Source organism: Pseudomonadota bacterium (assembly GCA_016195085.1).
Classification (GTDB): Bacteria; Pseudomonadota; Alphaproteobacteria; order SHVZ01; family SHVZ01; genus JACQAG01.
In genome coordinates this window covers 1-13,785 of record JACQAG010000044.1, presented here as the reverse complement: position 1 = coordinate 13,785, position 13,785 = coordinate 1, and the positions used below count along the sequence as shown (strand labels likewise).

Below are 13,785 nucleotides of genomic sequence, written 5' to 3'. Positions count from 1 at the left end.
TGACGAGCTTGAATCACCAAGCTGGCGCCATGTCAAGTAATATCCCTCTATCTACATGGACACAAAAGCAGCCGAAAAGCCGCAGACAGTCAAACAGCTCAAGCGCTTATCGCAAAACACAGGGTAAAGTTCGGCTTAGCCGAGGCGGCGGGCGACCCAGATGGCGAGGCCGAAGAGCACGAGGGCGCCGGCCTGGTGGAGAGCGGCGAGCGGGATCGGCACGACGAGAAGAAGAGTGGCGACGCCGAGACCCGCCTGCAGGAGCGCCATCGCTGCGAGCATGCTTGCCTGCGGCCGAGCGACCGTCGCGCGGCGACGCACGGTGCGGGCGAAGACAAGCGCCGCGCCGACACTGATGAGCGCCAGGGCCCGATGGTTGAACTGCACCGCGGCCGGGTTCGAAAGGATGGCATCGAGACTGCGCCCCCGAGCCAGATAGTCCCTCGGCACCACCTCGCCTTCCATCAGCGGAAAGCTGTTGTAGACGAGGCCGGCATGCAGCCCGGCGACCAGCGCGCCGGAAAGGATAGCGAGGAAGATGAGGGCGATGAGCGCCACGCCCGCAGCGCGGAGCAGGCCATGCTGCGCTGCGGTCCGGGGCTCCTCCCAGACGCCCAAGGCCGTCCACAGGAGCGCGCCATAGATGGCAACCGCGATCCCCAGATGCGTCGCCAGCCGATAGTGGCTGACATGGGGATCATCGAGGAGGCCGCTCGCCACCATCCACCAGCCAACGCCACCTTCGAGGGCGCCCAGGGCCAGCACGCCGGCAAGGCCGGGCACCAGGCGCCGCGGCAGCCGGCCACGCATGAGGAAGTAGACGAAGGGGCCGGCGAAGGCGAGGCCGATGAGCCGGCCCCAGAGCCGATGGACATATTCCCACCAGAAGATGCCTTGGAAGTCCGCAAGCGACATCCAGCCATGGAGCTGCCGGTATTCGGGGCTTCGCTGGTATTCGCCAAACAGCGCCTGCCAGTCCGCTTGGCTCAAGGGCGGCAGCGCGCCGATCAGCGGGCGCCACTCCACCATCGACAGGCCGGACTGGGTCAGGCGGGTCATGGCGCCGATGACCGCCATGGCGAAGACCATCGCCGCCAGCACGAACAGCCACGCGGCGACGCCGAAATCGGGTTCGGCCGGTCGCCGGCGGCCCAGACCCGCCGTCTCGGATCTCGTCGGCGAGGGTTCGGCTCTGCCGGTCATCGCCGGGCTAATAGCCATAGGCCGCGCACGGGTCAAATCCCCGCTCCCCGGGGGTGGACTTTGGGGTCGGGGCCGCGAAGAGCGGACCGACGGGAGGATCACCCCCTCCCCGGCCCTCCCCGGGGGGTGGATTTTGGGAGGGGGGTGAGGTTCACCCCCCTCCCCGGCCCTCCCCGGAACGCGTGCGGCCTTCGGCCGCTCGAATGCCCTAGGAATCCGAGCGCCACGGCCCTACATCAGCAATCGACGGCGAGGCGGTTTCCCTGTAGAGGGTGCGCGCTCGCGGGCCGCCCCGGGGGATTATTTCGTTTGAACGATCAAATGCCGCCGCCCCAGCTCGCCCTCAGCTGGGGCTTTCGCTTCACCGACCTCTATGAGCTGGCTGGGCTGCTGCGGCTGGACCAGCGCTTCGTCCAGCATCTCCGCGAGGGGGATACCGGTCTCTTCAACCGGCTGATGGCGGCGCGCGCCGAGCCCGCCAAGCTCGAAGCCAAGGACGAATCCGAGCTCTTGATCGAGCTCGCCCCGCATCTCGACGACTTCGTGGGCGCGCTGTTCGGTCTTAGCCGAGAGATTGCCGCGCTCGCCTCCGACCATGAGGCGTTGGCCCCCTTGTTCACCGTCAAGCGTCTCTTCGTGCAGCGCCGGGCGGCCAAGGAATTCAAGCCCGAGGAAGCCCAGGGCTTCGACGGGACGGCGCTGACGACGGCGCTCGAAGCACGCTTCGGCGAGGCCTTGAGCGAGCTTGCCTATGCGCGCCACGTGGCGCGCTGGCTCGAGGACGAGGCGAACCACGCCGACGACCTCGATCTCGCCAAGCGCTATGCCGCATGGGCGCTCCACGCACCCGAGGGGCGCCGGCGCCATGGCGGCGGCATCGCCTTCCGGATCCCGCGGCGCCTCGATCCCCATCACCTCGTCCCGGTAGAGACGATCGCCCTCAACGGTATCACCATGCTGCGCCTGCCCGAGCATGAGCATCGGCACCGCGAGGGCTTCGCGCTGACCGATCCGGGCATGGACCTGACCCATGCCCTCGATCAGGCGAACTACTGCATCTGGTGCCACAACCAGGGCAAGGACAGCTGCTCCAGCGGCCTCAAGGACAAAAAGGCCGGCGGTTTTCAGAAGACCGTCTTCGGGGTGACGCTCGCCGGCTGCCCGCTCGAGGAAAAGATCTCCGAGATGAACCTGGTGAAGAGCCGGGGGCACGCGGTGGGAGCGCTCGCGATCGTCGCCGTCGACAATCCGCTCTGCGCGGCCACCGGCCATCGCATCTGCAACGACTGCATGAAGAGCTGCATCTACCAGAAGCAGGAACCGGTCGACATTCCCCAGGTGGAGACGCGCACGCTGAAGGACGTGCTCTCCTTGCCTTGGGGCTTCGAGATCTATGGCCTGCTGACCCGCTGGAACCCGCTCAATCTCCGCCGCCCGCTGCCGAAGCCGGCATCGGGCTACAAGGTGCTGGTGGTCGGGCTGGGTCCCGCGGGCTTCAATCTCTCCCACCACCTGATGAACGATGGCCACGCCGTGGCGGCCATCGACGGCCTCAAGATCGAGCCGTTGGATCAGGCGGTCTCCGGCGTCACGCCGGCGGGTGCCCGAGTGGAATTCCGGCCGATCCGCGACTTGGCCGAGCTCACCGAGTCTCTGGACGACCGGGTGATGGCCGGCTTCGGCGGTGTCGCCGAGTACGGCATCACCGTCCGCTGGGACAAGAACTTCCTCAAGATCGTCCGCCTGCTCCTGGAACGCCGCAGCGAGTTCGCGATGTATGGCGGTGTGCGCTTCGGCGGCACGCTCACGCTCGAGGATGCCTTCGAGCTTGGCTTCGACCATGTGGCGCTCTGCGCCGGTGCCGGCCGGCCCACCATCGTGCCGATGCGCAACGGGCTTGCCCGCGGCGTGCGCGCCGCCTCGGATTTCCTCATGGCCCTGCAGCTGACCGGTGCGGCCAAGGCCGGAAGCCTCGCCAATCTGCAGCTCCGGCTGCCGGTGGTGGTGATCGGCGGCGGGCTGACGGCGATCGACACCGCGACCGAAGCGCGCGCCTACTATCCGCGCCAGGTGGAGAAATTCCTCGGCCGCTTCGAGGCGCTCGCGGCCGAACGCGGCGCAGGCGCCCAGCACGGGGAGTGGAGCGAGGAGGAAGCCGAGATCGCCGAGGAGTTCCTCGCCCACGCACGCGCCATCCGGCAGGCGCGCGCGGCGGGAGGCGACATCGGCAAGCTCATCGATTCCTGGGGCGGCGTGACCATCGCCTATCGTCGCCGCCTCATTGATGCGCCCAGCTACACCCTCAATCACGAGGAGGTGGCAAAGGCGCTCGAGGAAGGCATTCGCTTTGCTGAGAATCTGACGCCGCGGGAAGTCCGGGTGGATGCCTACGGCCATGCGGTGGCGGTCGGGTTCGAAGCGACCGGCCTCACTGCGGCAAACGAGCCGACGCTCACCGTGCTGCCCGCGCGCTCGGTGCTGATCGCCGCCGGGACCCAGCCCAACACCGTGCTCGCCCGCGAGAGCGATGGCCGCATCCAGCTCGACGGCAAGTATTTCCAAGCCTATGACGAGAACGGCGAGAAGGTTCAGCCCGAACGCCTCGCCAAGCCGTCGCACGCGCACGTGCTGATGGCGATCGAGCCCGATGGGCGCGCCGTCAGCTTCTTCGGCGACCTGCATCCGAGCTTCGCCGGCAATGTGGTGAAGGCCATGGGCGGCACCAAGCAGGGCTACCCGGTGGTGAGCCGCGTGCTCGCCCGGCGGGCGCCGACGCCGGTCGATCGGGCGAGCCTGTTCAAGCACCTCGACGATGGCCTCAGAGCGCGGGTGCACGAGATCGTGCGGCTGACGCCGCAGATCGTCGATGTGATCGTCAAGGCTCCCTTCGCCGCCCGCGCCTTCCGCCCGGGGCAATTCTATCGGCTGCAGAACTACGAGGCGCTGTCCGGCCAGGTCGACGGCAGCCGGCTCGCCATGGAAGGCCTGGCCTTGACCGGCGCCAGCGTCGACCTCGAACGCGGCCTCGTCTCCACGATCGTGCTCGAGATGGGCGGATCCAGCGATCTCTGCGCGCTTCTGAAGCCGGGCGAACCGGTGGTGCTGATGGGCCCGACGGGCACGCCGACCGAGATCGAGCCGGGCAGCACGGTGGTGCTCGTCGGCGGCGGCCTCGGCAATGCGGTCTTGCTCTCGATCGGCAGCGCCTTCCGTCGGGCGGGCGCGCGCGTCCTCTATTTCGCCGGCTACAAGCACAGGATGGACCGCTACAAGGTGGAAGCGATCGAAGCTGCCGCCGATGTCGTGGTCTGGTGCTGCGACGAGCCGCCGGGATTCATTGCCCGCCGGCCGAACGACCGGACCTTCATCGGCAATATCGTCGAAGCGCTCCGAGCCTATGGCGAAGCGCGCGTGGCGCCGACGCCGATCAAGCTCGCCGACGCCGACCGCCTCATCGTCATCGGCTCCGATCGCATGATGGGGGCGGTTGCGGCGGCCCGGCACGGCGTGCTCAAGCCGTTCCTCAAGCCGAGCCATGTCGCGATCGGCAGCATCAACTCGCCGATGCAATGCATGATGAAGGAGATCTGCGCCCAGTGCCTGCAGACGCACCGCGATCCGGTGACCGGCGCCGAGACCGTGGTGTTCTCCTGCTTCAATCAGGACCAGTCGCTGGACCGGGTCGACTTCGAGATGCTGCATGCTCGGCTCGGGCAGAACTCCACCCAGGAGAAGCTGGCGGTGCACTGGATCGACCGCTGCCTCCGGCGCATGGGCTCGCGCAGCTTAGCCGAGTGAGATCAGCCCGGTCGCGGGCGCGGCCGGATGGCCGCCCACAGGCGATCGACGGGTGCCACCACCACGGCGACGCCGGCAATCACCAGCGCCATGCCGGCAAGACGCAAGGGCCCGAAGCGTTCGCCGAATACCAGCCAGGACGACAAGGCACCCACGAACGGAATGAAGAGCGTGAACGGCGCCACCGTCGCCGCACTGTACCGGCTGAGCAGGCCCGCCCAGACCACGTAGGTGAGCACGGTCGCAAGCACGCCTAGATAGAGTACGGCGGCGAAGCCCGGCCAAGTGAGACGGAGGAGCCGTTCGGGGAAAGACGCAGCCCCGTCCACCGACAAGGAGAGTGCGGTGGCGAGCGCCACCGGAACCAGGCTCGCCCACGCCATCAACGCCAGCATGTCGACCTTGCCCTGGCGCTTCACCAGCACGTTGCCGATGGCCCAGCTGACGGCGCCGGCAAGGGTGAAGGCGAAGCCGATGGCGGTGAAGTCGCCGCCGACCGTGAACCCCATGAAGACCAGCCCGAGGAGCGCCACCAGCATGCCGAAGGACTGTCGCAGCGATGGGTGCTCGCCCAGCACCAATGCCGCGAAGAGCACGGTGAAGAACGCTTGCGTCTGCGCCACGACCGAGGCGAGCCCGGTCGGCATTCCCCAGGCGATGCCGAAGAACAGCAGCAGGAATTGGCCCGAAAACAAAAAGAGGCCGATGCTGAAAAGCACCGGCCAGGCGATCGCCGGTCGCGCCAAGAACAGCGCCGGCAACGCGGCGATGAGGAAGCGAAGGGCGACGAGCTCGGCCGGCGTGAAGGTCTCGAGGCCGACCTTGATGGCGATGAAGGCGAGCCCCCACAGCGTCGGCACCAATGCCGCTAGGAACAGGTCGCGAGGGCGCATTGGCCGAAACGAACCCTCACCCCGTCCCTCTCCCGCGGTGCGGGAGAGGGGGCGACCCGCGCCTCGCTCTTACCCCCTCTCCCGCCCAGGGGAGGGTTTTGGGGAGGGGGTGAGCCTCACCCCCTCCCATAGACCACCCGCGGGAGAGGGACGGGGTGAGGGTCTTCACGGTTCAATGCCAATGACCTGAATGGCGCAAAAGTAAATCGGGTGCGGCTACTCGGCCGCCTTGGCCGCGCCGGCGAAGAGGTGCCGATCGAGCTCGGATTTGAGCGGCTCGCCGATCGGCGCCAGCGGCAGCCTGCCCTCGGGCGAGCGGATCAGGCCCAGCCGCCACAGGCAATACTTGATCGGCATTGGGTTCGGCTCCTTGAACAGCAGCGGCACAAACGCCTCGAGGCCGGACCAGACCGCCCGCGCGCCCTGGTGGTCGTTGGCGGTCATGCGCCGAAACACCCCGAGGAAGCGCTCGGTCATGAGATGCGCCGAGGCGAGGATGCCGCCGTCGCCGCCATGGGCCAGCATGGTGAAGAAGTACGCATCTTCGCCGGTCAGCACCGAGAATTCCTGCGGACGCTGACGCAGCAGCTCGATCGACTGGGCGATATTGCCGGAGGAGTCCTTGACGCCGACGACGTTCGCCAGCTCCGCCAGCCGCAGAAGCGTGTCGTTGGCGAGATTGACGCCGGTTCGATAGGGGATGTTGTAGATGAGGATCGGTCGGTCGAACGCTTCGGCGATGCTGGTGAAATGCAGCCGGAGGCCTTCCTGGCTCGGCCGGTTGTAATAGGGGCAGACCGAGAGGATGCCGTCGATGGCATGGCGACGGACGCGCTTGACCGCCTTCACCACCTTGGCGGTGACATTGCCGCCGACGCCGACCCAGATCGGCACGCGCCCGGCGACGGCGGCGACGGTGGCGGCAATGAGAGCATCGGCCTCCTCGTCACCAAGCGTCGGGCTTTCGCCGGTGGTGCCGAGCGGGATGATTCCGGAGATTCCGGCGGCGATGTAATGATCGATCAGCCGCTCATAGCTCGGAAAGTCGATCGCGCCGTCGGCGAAGGGCGTGATGATCGGCAGCCACACGCCCTGAAGTCTCGCCATCTCAACCCTCCGAAGCTCGATGCCGGACGCTAGTGTGATGATTCCGAAGTTCGCCCACGAACTTCGGAATCATCACACTAGATTCAATAGATTAGTGGCCCGCTTATCCCTGAAATTCGGGGACGAATTTCAGGGGCGGGACACTAGCGCCTGGGGTCTCGACCGGCAAGCACGCGATGAGAGGCGAGTGCCGAGGGAACGTTAGCCGAGACGGATGAGCGGGCCGCGATCCGGCAGCACGCGCGAGAGGTCGAGCAATAGGCCGCGCCCCTCGCTCATGCGGTTGACCGTGTCGACGACGCGATGCACCAGCGCAATGCCGCCGTCCCGATCGCTCATGTCGAGATTGGAGAGGATGAGCCAGGTGCCGGCCATCGGCGCCTCCAGCCGGGAGCGTGCGCGACGGCCGACATAGAGCTCCATGTAGCGGTTGCCGAGCCAATGCAGCTCGACGACGGCGGGCACCGGCTCCTTCGACTGGGCGGTCTCGCGGAAGATCTCTTCCAGGAACAGCTCGAGATACTCGGTCGAGGTGGAGGTCGACTCGGCGATTTGGAGGAAGGGGGCCATGCCGCGCGGCAGCACCGTCAAATATTCGAGCCGACCGGCATTGGCCTGGAACCGGCGCCTGACGCCGGTATGCCAGGTCATGATCACATGGTTCGGATCGACGGAGCCGAGGATCGGGTGACGGATCATGGTGCCTCAGAGGACGGCCTCCGGCCGCGCCGCCATTCTAGAGCCGGCTTGATTTGCTGTCGCGTCGATGTTAGCTAATACAGTTAGCTAATCACCGAACCTCCCTTGGCAGCACGATCATGACCGACATCGTCACCATCCACGCAGCCAAGACCCATCTCTCGCAGCTCCTCACCCGGGTCGAAGCCGGCGAGGAAATCATCCTCGCTAGAGGCAAGCAGCCTGTGGCGCGGCTGGTGCCGATCGGAAAGCGCTCCGTCAAGCGCCGGTTCGGCGCACTCCGCGGCGTCGTCTCGGTTGGCCCGGAGTTCTTCGAGCCCCTGCCCGAGGATGAGCTCCGCGCCTGGGAGTAGCGGATGCACCTCGTGCTCGATACGCATGCGCTGCTGTGGTGGCTCGCGGGCGACACCTCCCTTTCCAGAGCCGCACGGGGGGCGATCGAAGACGAACTGAACGTCGTGCATGTGAGCGCCGTATCGGCTTGGGAGATCACCACCAAGCATCGCATCGGGCGTCTGTCCGGTTGGGCCTCGGTGGCGGCCGATTTCGAGCAGATCGTCGCCGACCAAGGATTCCTCCCGCTGCCGATCACGATTCGCCATGGCCAAGCGGCAGGATCCTTGCCGGGTCCGCTGCGCGATCCATTCGACCGCATGCTCATTGCCCAGTCCATGCTCGAAGCCATGGCGTTGGTGTCGAACGAAACCGTCTTCGACGCCTATGGGGTCCGCCGGCTCTGGTGAGCAGGTGCGCCGCCTCGTCCGCTCAACCGAAGTTCCTCAGGATCACGGGGCTGAGCTTCGGGTGCGCGTCGGCGGCGAGAGCGATTTGGGTGAGCTTCGGGCAATTCTGGGCGAACCACTCCCGCCTCGGCGTCCACCGCGTCATCACCGCCACGTAGATATCGAGCGCGCTGAAGCGGGTTCCGAGAAACCAGGGATTCGGCCGGATCTCGCCTTCGACGATCTGCCAGAGGCGCTGGCGATGCGCATTGATGCGCCGACGAAATTCGGCCGCTGCCGCCTCGCCGTCGACCCAATGCGAGGGTTCGTCGCTGAAGGCGAAGGCGGCATAGATCTCGGCTACAAGAAAAACCAACCAGCGCAGAAAACGGGCGCGCTCGGGGTCCGCGGGGGCCGGCGCCAGTCCCGATCCGGGCTTGAGATCGGCGATGTAGAGCAGGATCGCCGCGCTCTCGGTCATGACGCTCCCATCCGGCAGCAGCAAGGTCGGAACCTGCCCGAGCGGGTTGAGCTTGAGGAGCCGGTCGCGGCCGGTTCCCTTGGCGTCGATCTCCTCGATCTCGAGCTCGATTCCGGCCACCGCAGCGGCGGCCTCGACCAAGGCCGAGCCCCAGCCTTTGACGGCAAGCAATCTGTGTTTCGTCATGGCATCTCCCGGCGCGGGGCTGTCTAACCCCTTAACCGGTTATCAGGCTCGCCCGAGAGGGCATGCCACGTCAACCCGGCCCGTGCGAGAAATGCGGGACTAGAGTCCGATCCGATTGGGTAGGATCAGCCATTGAACCCGCATTGTCCGTAACCCCTCGCCCGCGAAGCGGGGTCGGGGCCTCAGGCGATTCCTTCCAACCGGATCAGACTCTAGTGCAGCCGCAACTCCGCTCCGGCCAAGCGGATCTCGGCGGGCTTGATGAGCTCGGCACTCGCGACCTTCACCGAATGCAGCCTTCCGTCGAGATTGCGCTGCCAGAATGTGAGGAACTTGCACAGAATCGGGAACCGCGGCGCCAGGTCCAGGTTCTGCCAGATATAGGTCTGCAGGAGACCGGGGTGATCCGGCATGTGGTAGAGGATTTCCGCCGTGGTCAGCCGATAATTCTTGAGTTGCTGAACAAAGTCGCCCATGGCCCTTCCTCGTCTTCGCTCGGGGGATCGTGCTCACGTCCGACCCTTCGATGGTCCTCCCGCTGCATTAACAAACAATGTGCCTGCACCGATCCGGCGCAGCAAGAAAAACTCAAAAAAATCATGGCGTTAGCAGCCGGCCTGGGGGACTGCTGCCAGTCCGGCACATAATGTTGCACTGACATGCATCAAGGCGCGGCGCTTTTAGGCAGCCCCAGCTCATTCCTAGGGCGGTCGCGGCCTTGACAACCCCCAGGCGCTCCCTTATCTGCCTGGCACTCATTGGCTGGGAGTGCTAACAGGCCGCTCCCGCCTCTCAGAGGCAACCGATTCGAATCAAAGGCATGGAGGAGTCATTATGAAATTTCGGCCGCTGCACGACCGCGTCGTGGTCAAGCGCATCGAAGGCGATGCCAAGACGTCGGGCGGCATCATCATCCCCGATACCGCCAAAGAGAAGCCGATGGAAGGCGAAGTGATCGCCGTCGGCCCGGGCGCCCGGGACGAGAACGGCAAGATCAACCCGCTCGACGTGAAGGCGGGCGACCGCATTCTCTTCGGCAAATGGTCGGGCACCGAGGTCAAGCTCAATGGCGAGGAGCTCCTGATCATGAAGGAGTCCGACATCATGGGCATCATCGAGCACACCGTTTCGAAAAAGAAGGCCGCTTGAGGTCGAAGGAGTAAGGAAACATGGCTGCTAAGGAAGTTCGCTTTTCCACCGACGCGCGCAACCGCATGCTGCGCGGCGTCGACATTCTGAACGAGGCGGTCCGCATCACGCTCGGGCCGAAGGGCCGCAACGTCGTGCTCGACAAGTCGTTCGGCGCGCCGCGCATCACCAAGGACGGCGTCACCGTCGCCAAGGAGATCGAGCTCGCCGACAAGTTCGAGAACATGGGCGCGCAGATGGTGAAGGAGGTGGCGAGCAAGGCCTCCGACTTGGCCGGCGACGGCACCACCACGGCCACCATTCTCGCGGCCGCAATCGTGCGCGAAGGTGCGAAGGCGGTTGCCGCCGGCATGAACCCGATGGATCTGAAGCGCGGCGTCGACTTCGCGGTCGAGCATGTCGTCGCCGATCTGGTGAAGCGCTCGAAGAAGATCTCCACCTCCGAGGAGATTGCCCAGGTCGGGACCATCTCGGCCAACGGCGAGCGCGAGATCGGCGCGATGATCGCCAAGGCGATGCAGAAGGTCGGCAATGAGGGCGTGATCACCGTCGAAGAGGCGAAGTCGCTCGAGACCGAGCTCGACGTGGTCGAGGGCATGCAGTTCGACCGTGGCTATCTCTCGCCCTACTTCATCACCAACGCCGACAAGATGACCTGCGAGCTGGAGAGCCCCTACATTCTCCTGCACGAGAAGAAGCTGTCCGGCCTGCAGCCGCTGCTCCCGGTTCTGGAGACGGTGGTGCAGTCGGGCAAGCCCTTGCTGATCATCTCCGAGGACGTCGAGGGCGAGGCTTTGGCGACCCTGGTCGTCAACAAGCTCCGCGGCGGCCTCAAGGTCTCGGCGGTGAAGGCGCCCGGCTTCGGCGATCGCCGCAAGGCGATGCTCGAGGACATCGCCACCCTCACCGGCGGCCAGCTCATCTCCGAGGATCTCGGCATCAAGCTCGAGAACGTGACCCTGCAGATGCTGGGCACGGCGAAGAAGGTGACGATCGAGAAGGAATACACCACGATCGTCGACGGCGCCGGCAAGAAGAAGGACATCGAGGCGCGCTGCAACCAGATCCGGGCGCAGATCGAGGAGACCACCTCGGACTACGACCGCGAGAAGCTGCAGGAGCGGCTGGCGAAGCTGGCCGGCGGCGTGGCGGTCATCAAGGTCGGCGCGGCCACCGAGACGGCGATGAAGGAGAAGAAGGCGCGCGTGGAAGACTCGCTCAACGCCACGCGGGCCGCGGTCGAGGAAGGGGTCGTCCCGGGCGGCGGCGTGGCGCTGCTGCGTGCGTCCAGGGCCATCGACGGCCTGAAGCTCGAGGGGGACGAGAAGATCGGCGCCGCGATCGTGAAGCGTGCGCTGGAGGAGCCGATCCGCCAGATCGTCGAGAACGCGGGCCTCGAGGGCAGCGTGATCGTCGAGAAGGTGAAGACCGAGACATCGCCCACGAAGGGATACAACGCGGAGACCATGGAGCACGTCGACATGCTGCAGGCGGGTATCATCGATCCCGCGAAGGTCGAACGCGTGGCGCTGCAGAACGCGGCGTCGATCGCGTCGTTGCTGCTAACGACGGAAGCGCTCATCACCGACATCCCGGAGGACAAGCCGGCGGCCGCGCCGTCGATGCCTCACGGGGACATGTACTAGGAGTTCGCGTCCGCGCGATGCGCGGGCCACGGCCCGGGGCGGGAAACCGCCCCGGGCCGTATCATTTTTGGGGCGTTGACCTTGTTCGGTCTGAGGTTGTTTGTTAGTCTTAGGCGCTTACGTTTGGTCCTGAGGGGGTGAGTGTTCTGCGGCCCTACGAAATACTCGTGATCGTCGATCCCCGTCCGACGGATGAAGAGATCGCCGCGCTGCTGACGCAGCTCGGTGAGCAGCTCAAGGCCCTTGGTGCGGAGGTCACCAAAGTCGAAAATTGGGGGAAGCGCCGGCTGTCGTACGACGTCCGCAAGCAGCGGGAAGGGACGTACGCGGTCCTCGAGGTCTCTGCCGAGCCATCGATGGTGAAGGAATTCGAGCGGCAGGTCCGGCTCAACGAGAATGTCCTGCGCTTCCTCAGCACCCGGGTTCCCAAGCCCAAGAAGGCTCGGTCGGCGAAGGCTCCTGAGCAACCGGCAGTCGAGGAGGTCGTTTGATGGCGAGCCTGAACAAGGTCTTCCTGATCGGCAATCTCGTGCGTCCACCGGAGCTGCGGTACACCCCGAGCGGCACGGCGGTGGCCGACATGCGGATCGCGGTGAACCGCAACTACACGACGCAGGGCGGTGAGAAGCGCGAGGAGACGTGCTTCCTCACCGTCATCGTCTGGGGCAAGCAGGCCGAGACGTGTGGTGAGTATCTCGACAAGGGTCGCGCGATCTTGGTCGAGGGCCGTCTGCAGACGCGCGAGTGGGAAGCCAAAGACGGCCAGAAGCGGTCCGTGGTCGAGGTCGTCGCCGAGCGCGTCCAGTTCATGGACCGCGGCAAGGGTGGCGCCGCCCCTGCGACGGTTCCCGCCGCCGCCGGCGAGTCCTTCACCGAAGAGCCGGCGACCGCGGCGGCTGATGACGACGTCCCGTTCTAGGTAAGGAGGAGAGCTATTCCGACCCCCCAGAAGCCCATGAAGCGGCGCCGGTTCGGACGCCGCAAGATCTGCAAGTATTGCGCGGACAAGGTGAGTGTCGTCGACTACAAGGACGTCCGCCGGCTCCGCAATTTCGTGTCCGAGCGCGGCAAGATCATCCCGCGCCGGATTTCCGGAAGCTGCGCGCGTCACCAGCGCCAGATCACGCACGCGATCAAGCGCTCGCGCACCATTTCGTTGCTGCCGTACGCGGCGACCGAATAGGGACGGCGATGAAAGTCATTTTGCTCGACGACGTGGCCAAGGTCGGTCGGCGCGGCGAGGTCCGTGACGTCTCCGACGGCTTCGCCCGCAATTTTCTGCTTCCGAAGAAGCTCGCGCTCAGCGCGACGGCGGGCAACCTCCGGGGCCTCGACCACATCAAGAAGCAGCAGGAGGCGAAGGCGGACCGCGTCAAGGGCGACGCCGAGAGCCTTCGCGCGCGGATCGAGGCGCTGACCTACGAGGAGCGCCGCCAGGCCTCCGAGGAAGGGAAGCTCTTCTGGTCGGTCACGTCGCAGGACGTCGCGGACTTCCTCGCGAAGAACGGCGTGAAGATCGAGCGTCGGCGTCTCACGCTCGACGAGCCGATCAAGACACTGGGCGACACCACGGTCGCCGTCCGGCTCCATCCGGAGGTCACGGCGCAGCTCCGAGTCAGCGTCGTTCGCGAGTAGCGAAGACCGCGTTGGCGGCCGACTTCCCGTCCAGGATCCCGCCGCACAACCTGGACGCCGAGCGCGCGGTACTCGGCGCGATCCTCCTCGAGGGGCGTGAGTGCCTGCCGCGCGTCATCGAGATCCTCCGTCCGTCCGATTTCTACACCGACGCCCATCGCGCGATCTACCAGAACATGCTCACGCTCTTCGAGCGCTCGCACCCGGTCGACCTGCTGACCCTCAACGAGGAGTTGCGCCGCACGGAGCAGCTCGACCTCGTTGGC

At 66.0% G+C, this 13,785-nt stretch carries 16 protein-coding genes; 10 read left to right on the top strand and 6 right to left on the bottom strand.

The window, feature by feature from the left end:
- Positions 1-135: 135 nt before the first annotated feature.
- Entirely contained in the window at positions 136-1,203 is a 1,068-nt protein-coding gene (locus HY058_13840; GenBank protein MBI3498379.1) for a COX15/CtaA family protein, read from the bottom strand.
- A gap of 321 nt (positions 1,204-1,524) precedes the next feature.
- Between HY058_13840 and HY058_13835 the strand changes: the two genes are divergently transcribed.
- On the top strand, positions 1,525-5,001 hold the full coding sequence (locus HY058_13835; protein ID MBI3498378.1) for an FAD-dependent oxidoreductase: 3,477 nt from the start codon (positions 1,525-1,527) through the stop codon (positions 4,999-5,001).
- Positions 5,002-5,003: 2 nt separating this feature from the next.
- On the opposite strand, the gene HY058_13830 is transcribed toward HY058_13835, so the two are convergent.
- The 3 genes from HY058_13830 to HY058_13820 all read right to left on the bottom strand — a co-directional run bounded on the left by HY058_13830 (position 5,004) and on the right by HY058_13820 (position 7,700).
- Positions 5,004-5,894, bottom strand: a complete 891-nt coding sequence (locus tag HY058_13830) for an EamA family transporter (GenBank protein ID MBI3498377.1) — start codon at positions 5,892-5,894, stop codon at positions 5,004-5,006.
- A gap of 216 nt (positions 5,895-6,110) precedes the next feature.
- Positions 6,111-7,001 carry a 4-hydroxy-tetrahydrodipicolinate synthase gene (locus tag HY058_13825; protein ID MBI3498376.1) on the bottom strand — a complete coding sequence of 297 codons (891 nt, stop codon included), beginning with the start codon at positions 6,999-7,001 and terminating at the stop codon, positions 6,111-6,113.
- A gap of 201 nt (positions 7,002-7,202) precedes the next feature.
- On the bottom strand, positions 7,203-7,700 hold the full coding sequence (locus tag HY058_13820) for a hypothetical protein (protein ID MBI3498375.1): 498 nt from the start codon (positions 7,698-7,700) through the stop codon (positions 7,203-7,205).
- Positions 7,701-7,819: 119 nt separating this feature from the next.
- Between HY058_13820 and HY058_13815 the strand changes: the two genes are divergently transcribed.
- Together HY058_13815 and HY058_13810 are read left to right on the top strand one after the other, a co-directional pair.
- Complete coding sequence (locus HY058_13815) at positions 7,820-8,053, top strand: type II toxin-antitoxin system Phd/YefM family antitoxin (protein ID MBI3498374.1); 234 nt, start codon at positions 7,820-7,822, stop codon at positions 8,051-8,053.
- 3 nt (positions 8,054-8,056) lie between these two features.
- Positions 8,057-8,443 carry a type II toxin-antitoxin system VapC family toxin gene (locus HY058_13810; protein ID MBI3498373.1) on the top strand — a complete coding sequence of 129 codons (387 nt, stop codon included), beginning with the start codon at positions 8,057-8,059 and terminating at the stop codon, positions 8,441-8,443.
- Between the two features lie 22 nt (positions 8,444-8,465).
- Here HY058_13810 and HY058_13805 read toward each other — a convergent pair whose 3' ends face one another.
- Both HY058_13805 and HY058_13800 read right to left on the bottom strand, forming a co-directional pair.
- A complete protein-coding gene (locus HY058_13805; protein MBI3498372.1) occupies positions 8,466-9,089 on the bottom strand; it encodes a glutathione S-transferase family protein in 624 nt (207 codons plus the stop codon).
- A gap of 212 nt (positions 9,090-9,301) precedes the next feature.
- A complete protein-coding gene (locus HY058_13800; GenBank protein ID MBI3498371.1) occupies positions 9,302-9,565 on the bottom strand; it encodes an usg protein in 264 nt (87 codons plus the stop codon).
- 358 nt (positions 9,566-9,923) lie between these two features.
- Between HY058_13800 and HY058_13795 the strand changes: the two genes are divergently transcribed.
- From HY058_13795 to HY058_13765, 7 genes are all read left to right on the top strand, one after another.
- Complete coding sequence (locus tag HY058_13795; GenBank protein ID MBI3498370.1) at positions 9,924-10,238, top strand: co-chaperone GroES; 315 nt, start codon at positions 9,924-9,926, stop codon at positions 10,236-10,238.
- Positions 10,239-10,258: 20 nt separating this feature from the next.
- Positions 10,259-11,884: a chaperonin GroEL gene (groL, locus tag HY058_13790; protein MBI3498369.1), complete on the top strand. Its 1,626-nt coding sequence runs from the start codon at positions 10,259-10,261 to the stop codon at positions 11,882-11,884.
- 167 nt (positions 11,885-12,051) lie between these two features.
- The gene (gene rpsF, locus HY058_13785; protein ID MBI3498368.1) at positions 12,052-12,375 is read left to right on the top strand and encodes a 30S ribosomal protein S6; all 324 of its coding nucleotides are present in this window, start codon (positions 12,052-12,054) and stop codon (positions 12,373-12,375) included.
- On the top strand, positions 12,375-12,803 hold the full coding sequence (locus HY058_13780; GenBank protein MBI3498367.1) for a single-stranded DNA-binding protein: 429 nt from the start codon (positions 12,375-12,377) through the stop codon (positions 12,801-12,803). Before rpsF ends, HY058_13780 begins: the two co-directional genes overlap by 1 nt.
- Positions 12,804-12,839: 36 nt before the next feature.
- Complete coding sequence (locus HY058_13775) at positions 12,840-13,067, top strand: 30S ribosomal protein S18 (protein MBI3498366.1); 228 nt, start codon at positions 12,840-12,842, stop codon at positions 13,065-13,067.
- Between the two features lie 20 nt (positions 13,068-13,087).
- Positions 13,088-13,519: a 50S ribosomal protein L9 gene (locus HY058_13770; protein MBI3498365.1), complete on the top strand. Its 432-nt coding sequence runs from the start codon at positions 13,088-13,090 to the stop codon at positions 13,517-13,519.
- 11 nt (positions 13,520-13,530) lie between these two features.
- The coding region (locus HY058_13765) for a replicative DNA helicase (GenBank protein MBI3498364.1) at positions 13,531-13,785 on the top strand (255 nt) is incomplete at its 3' end.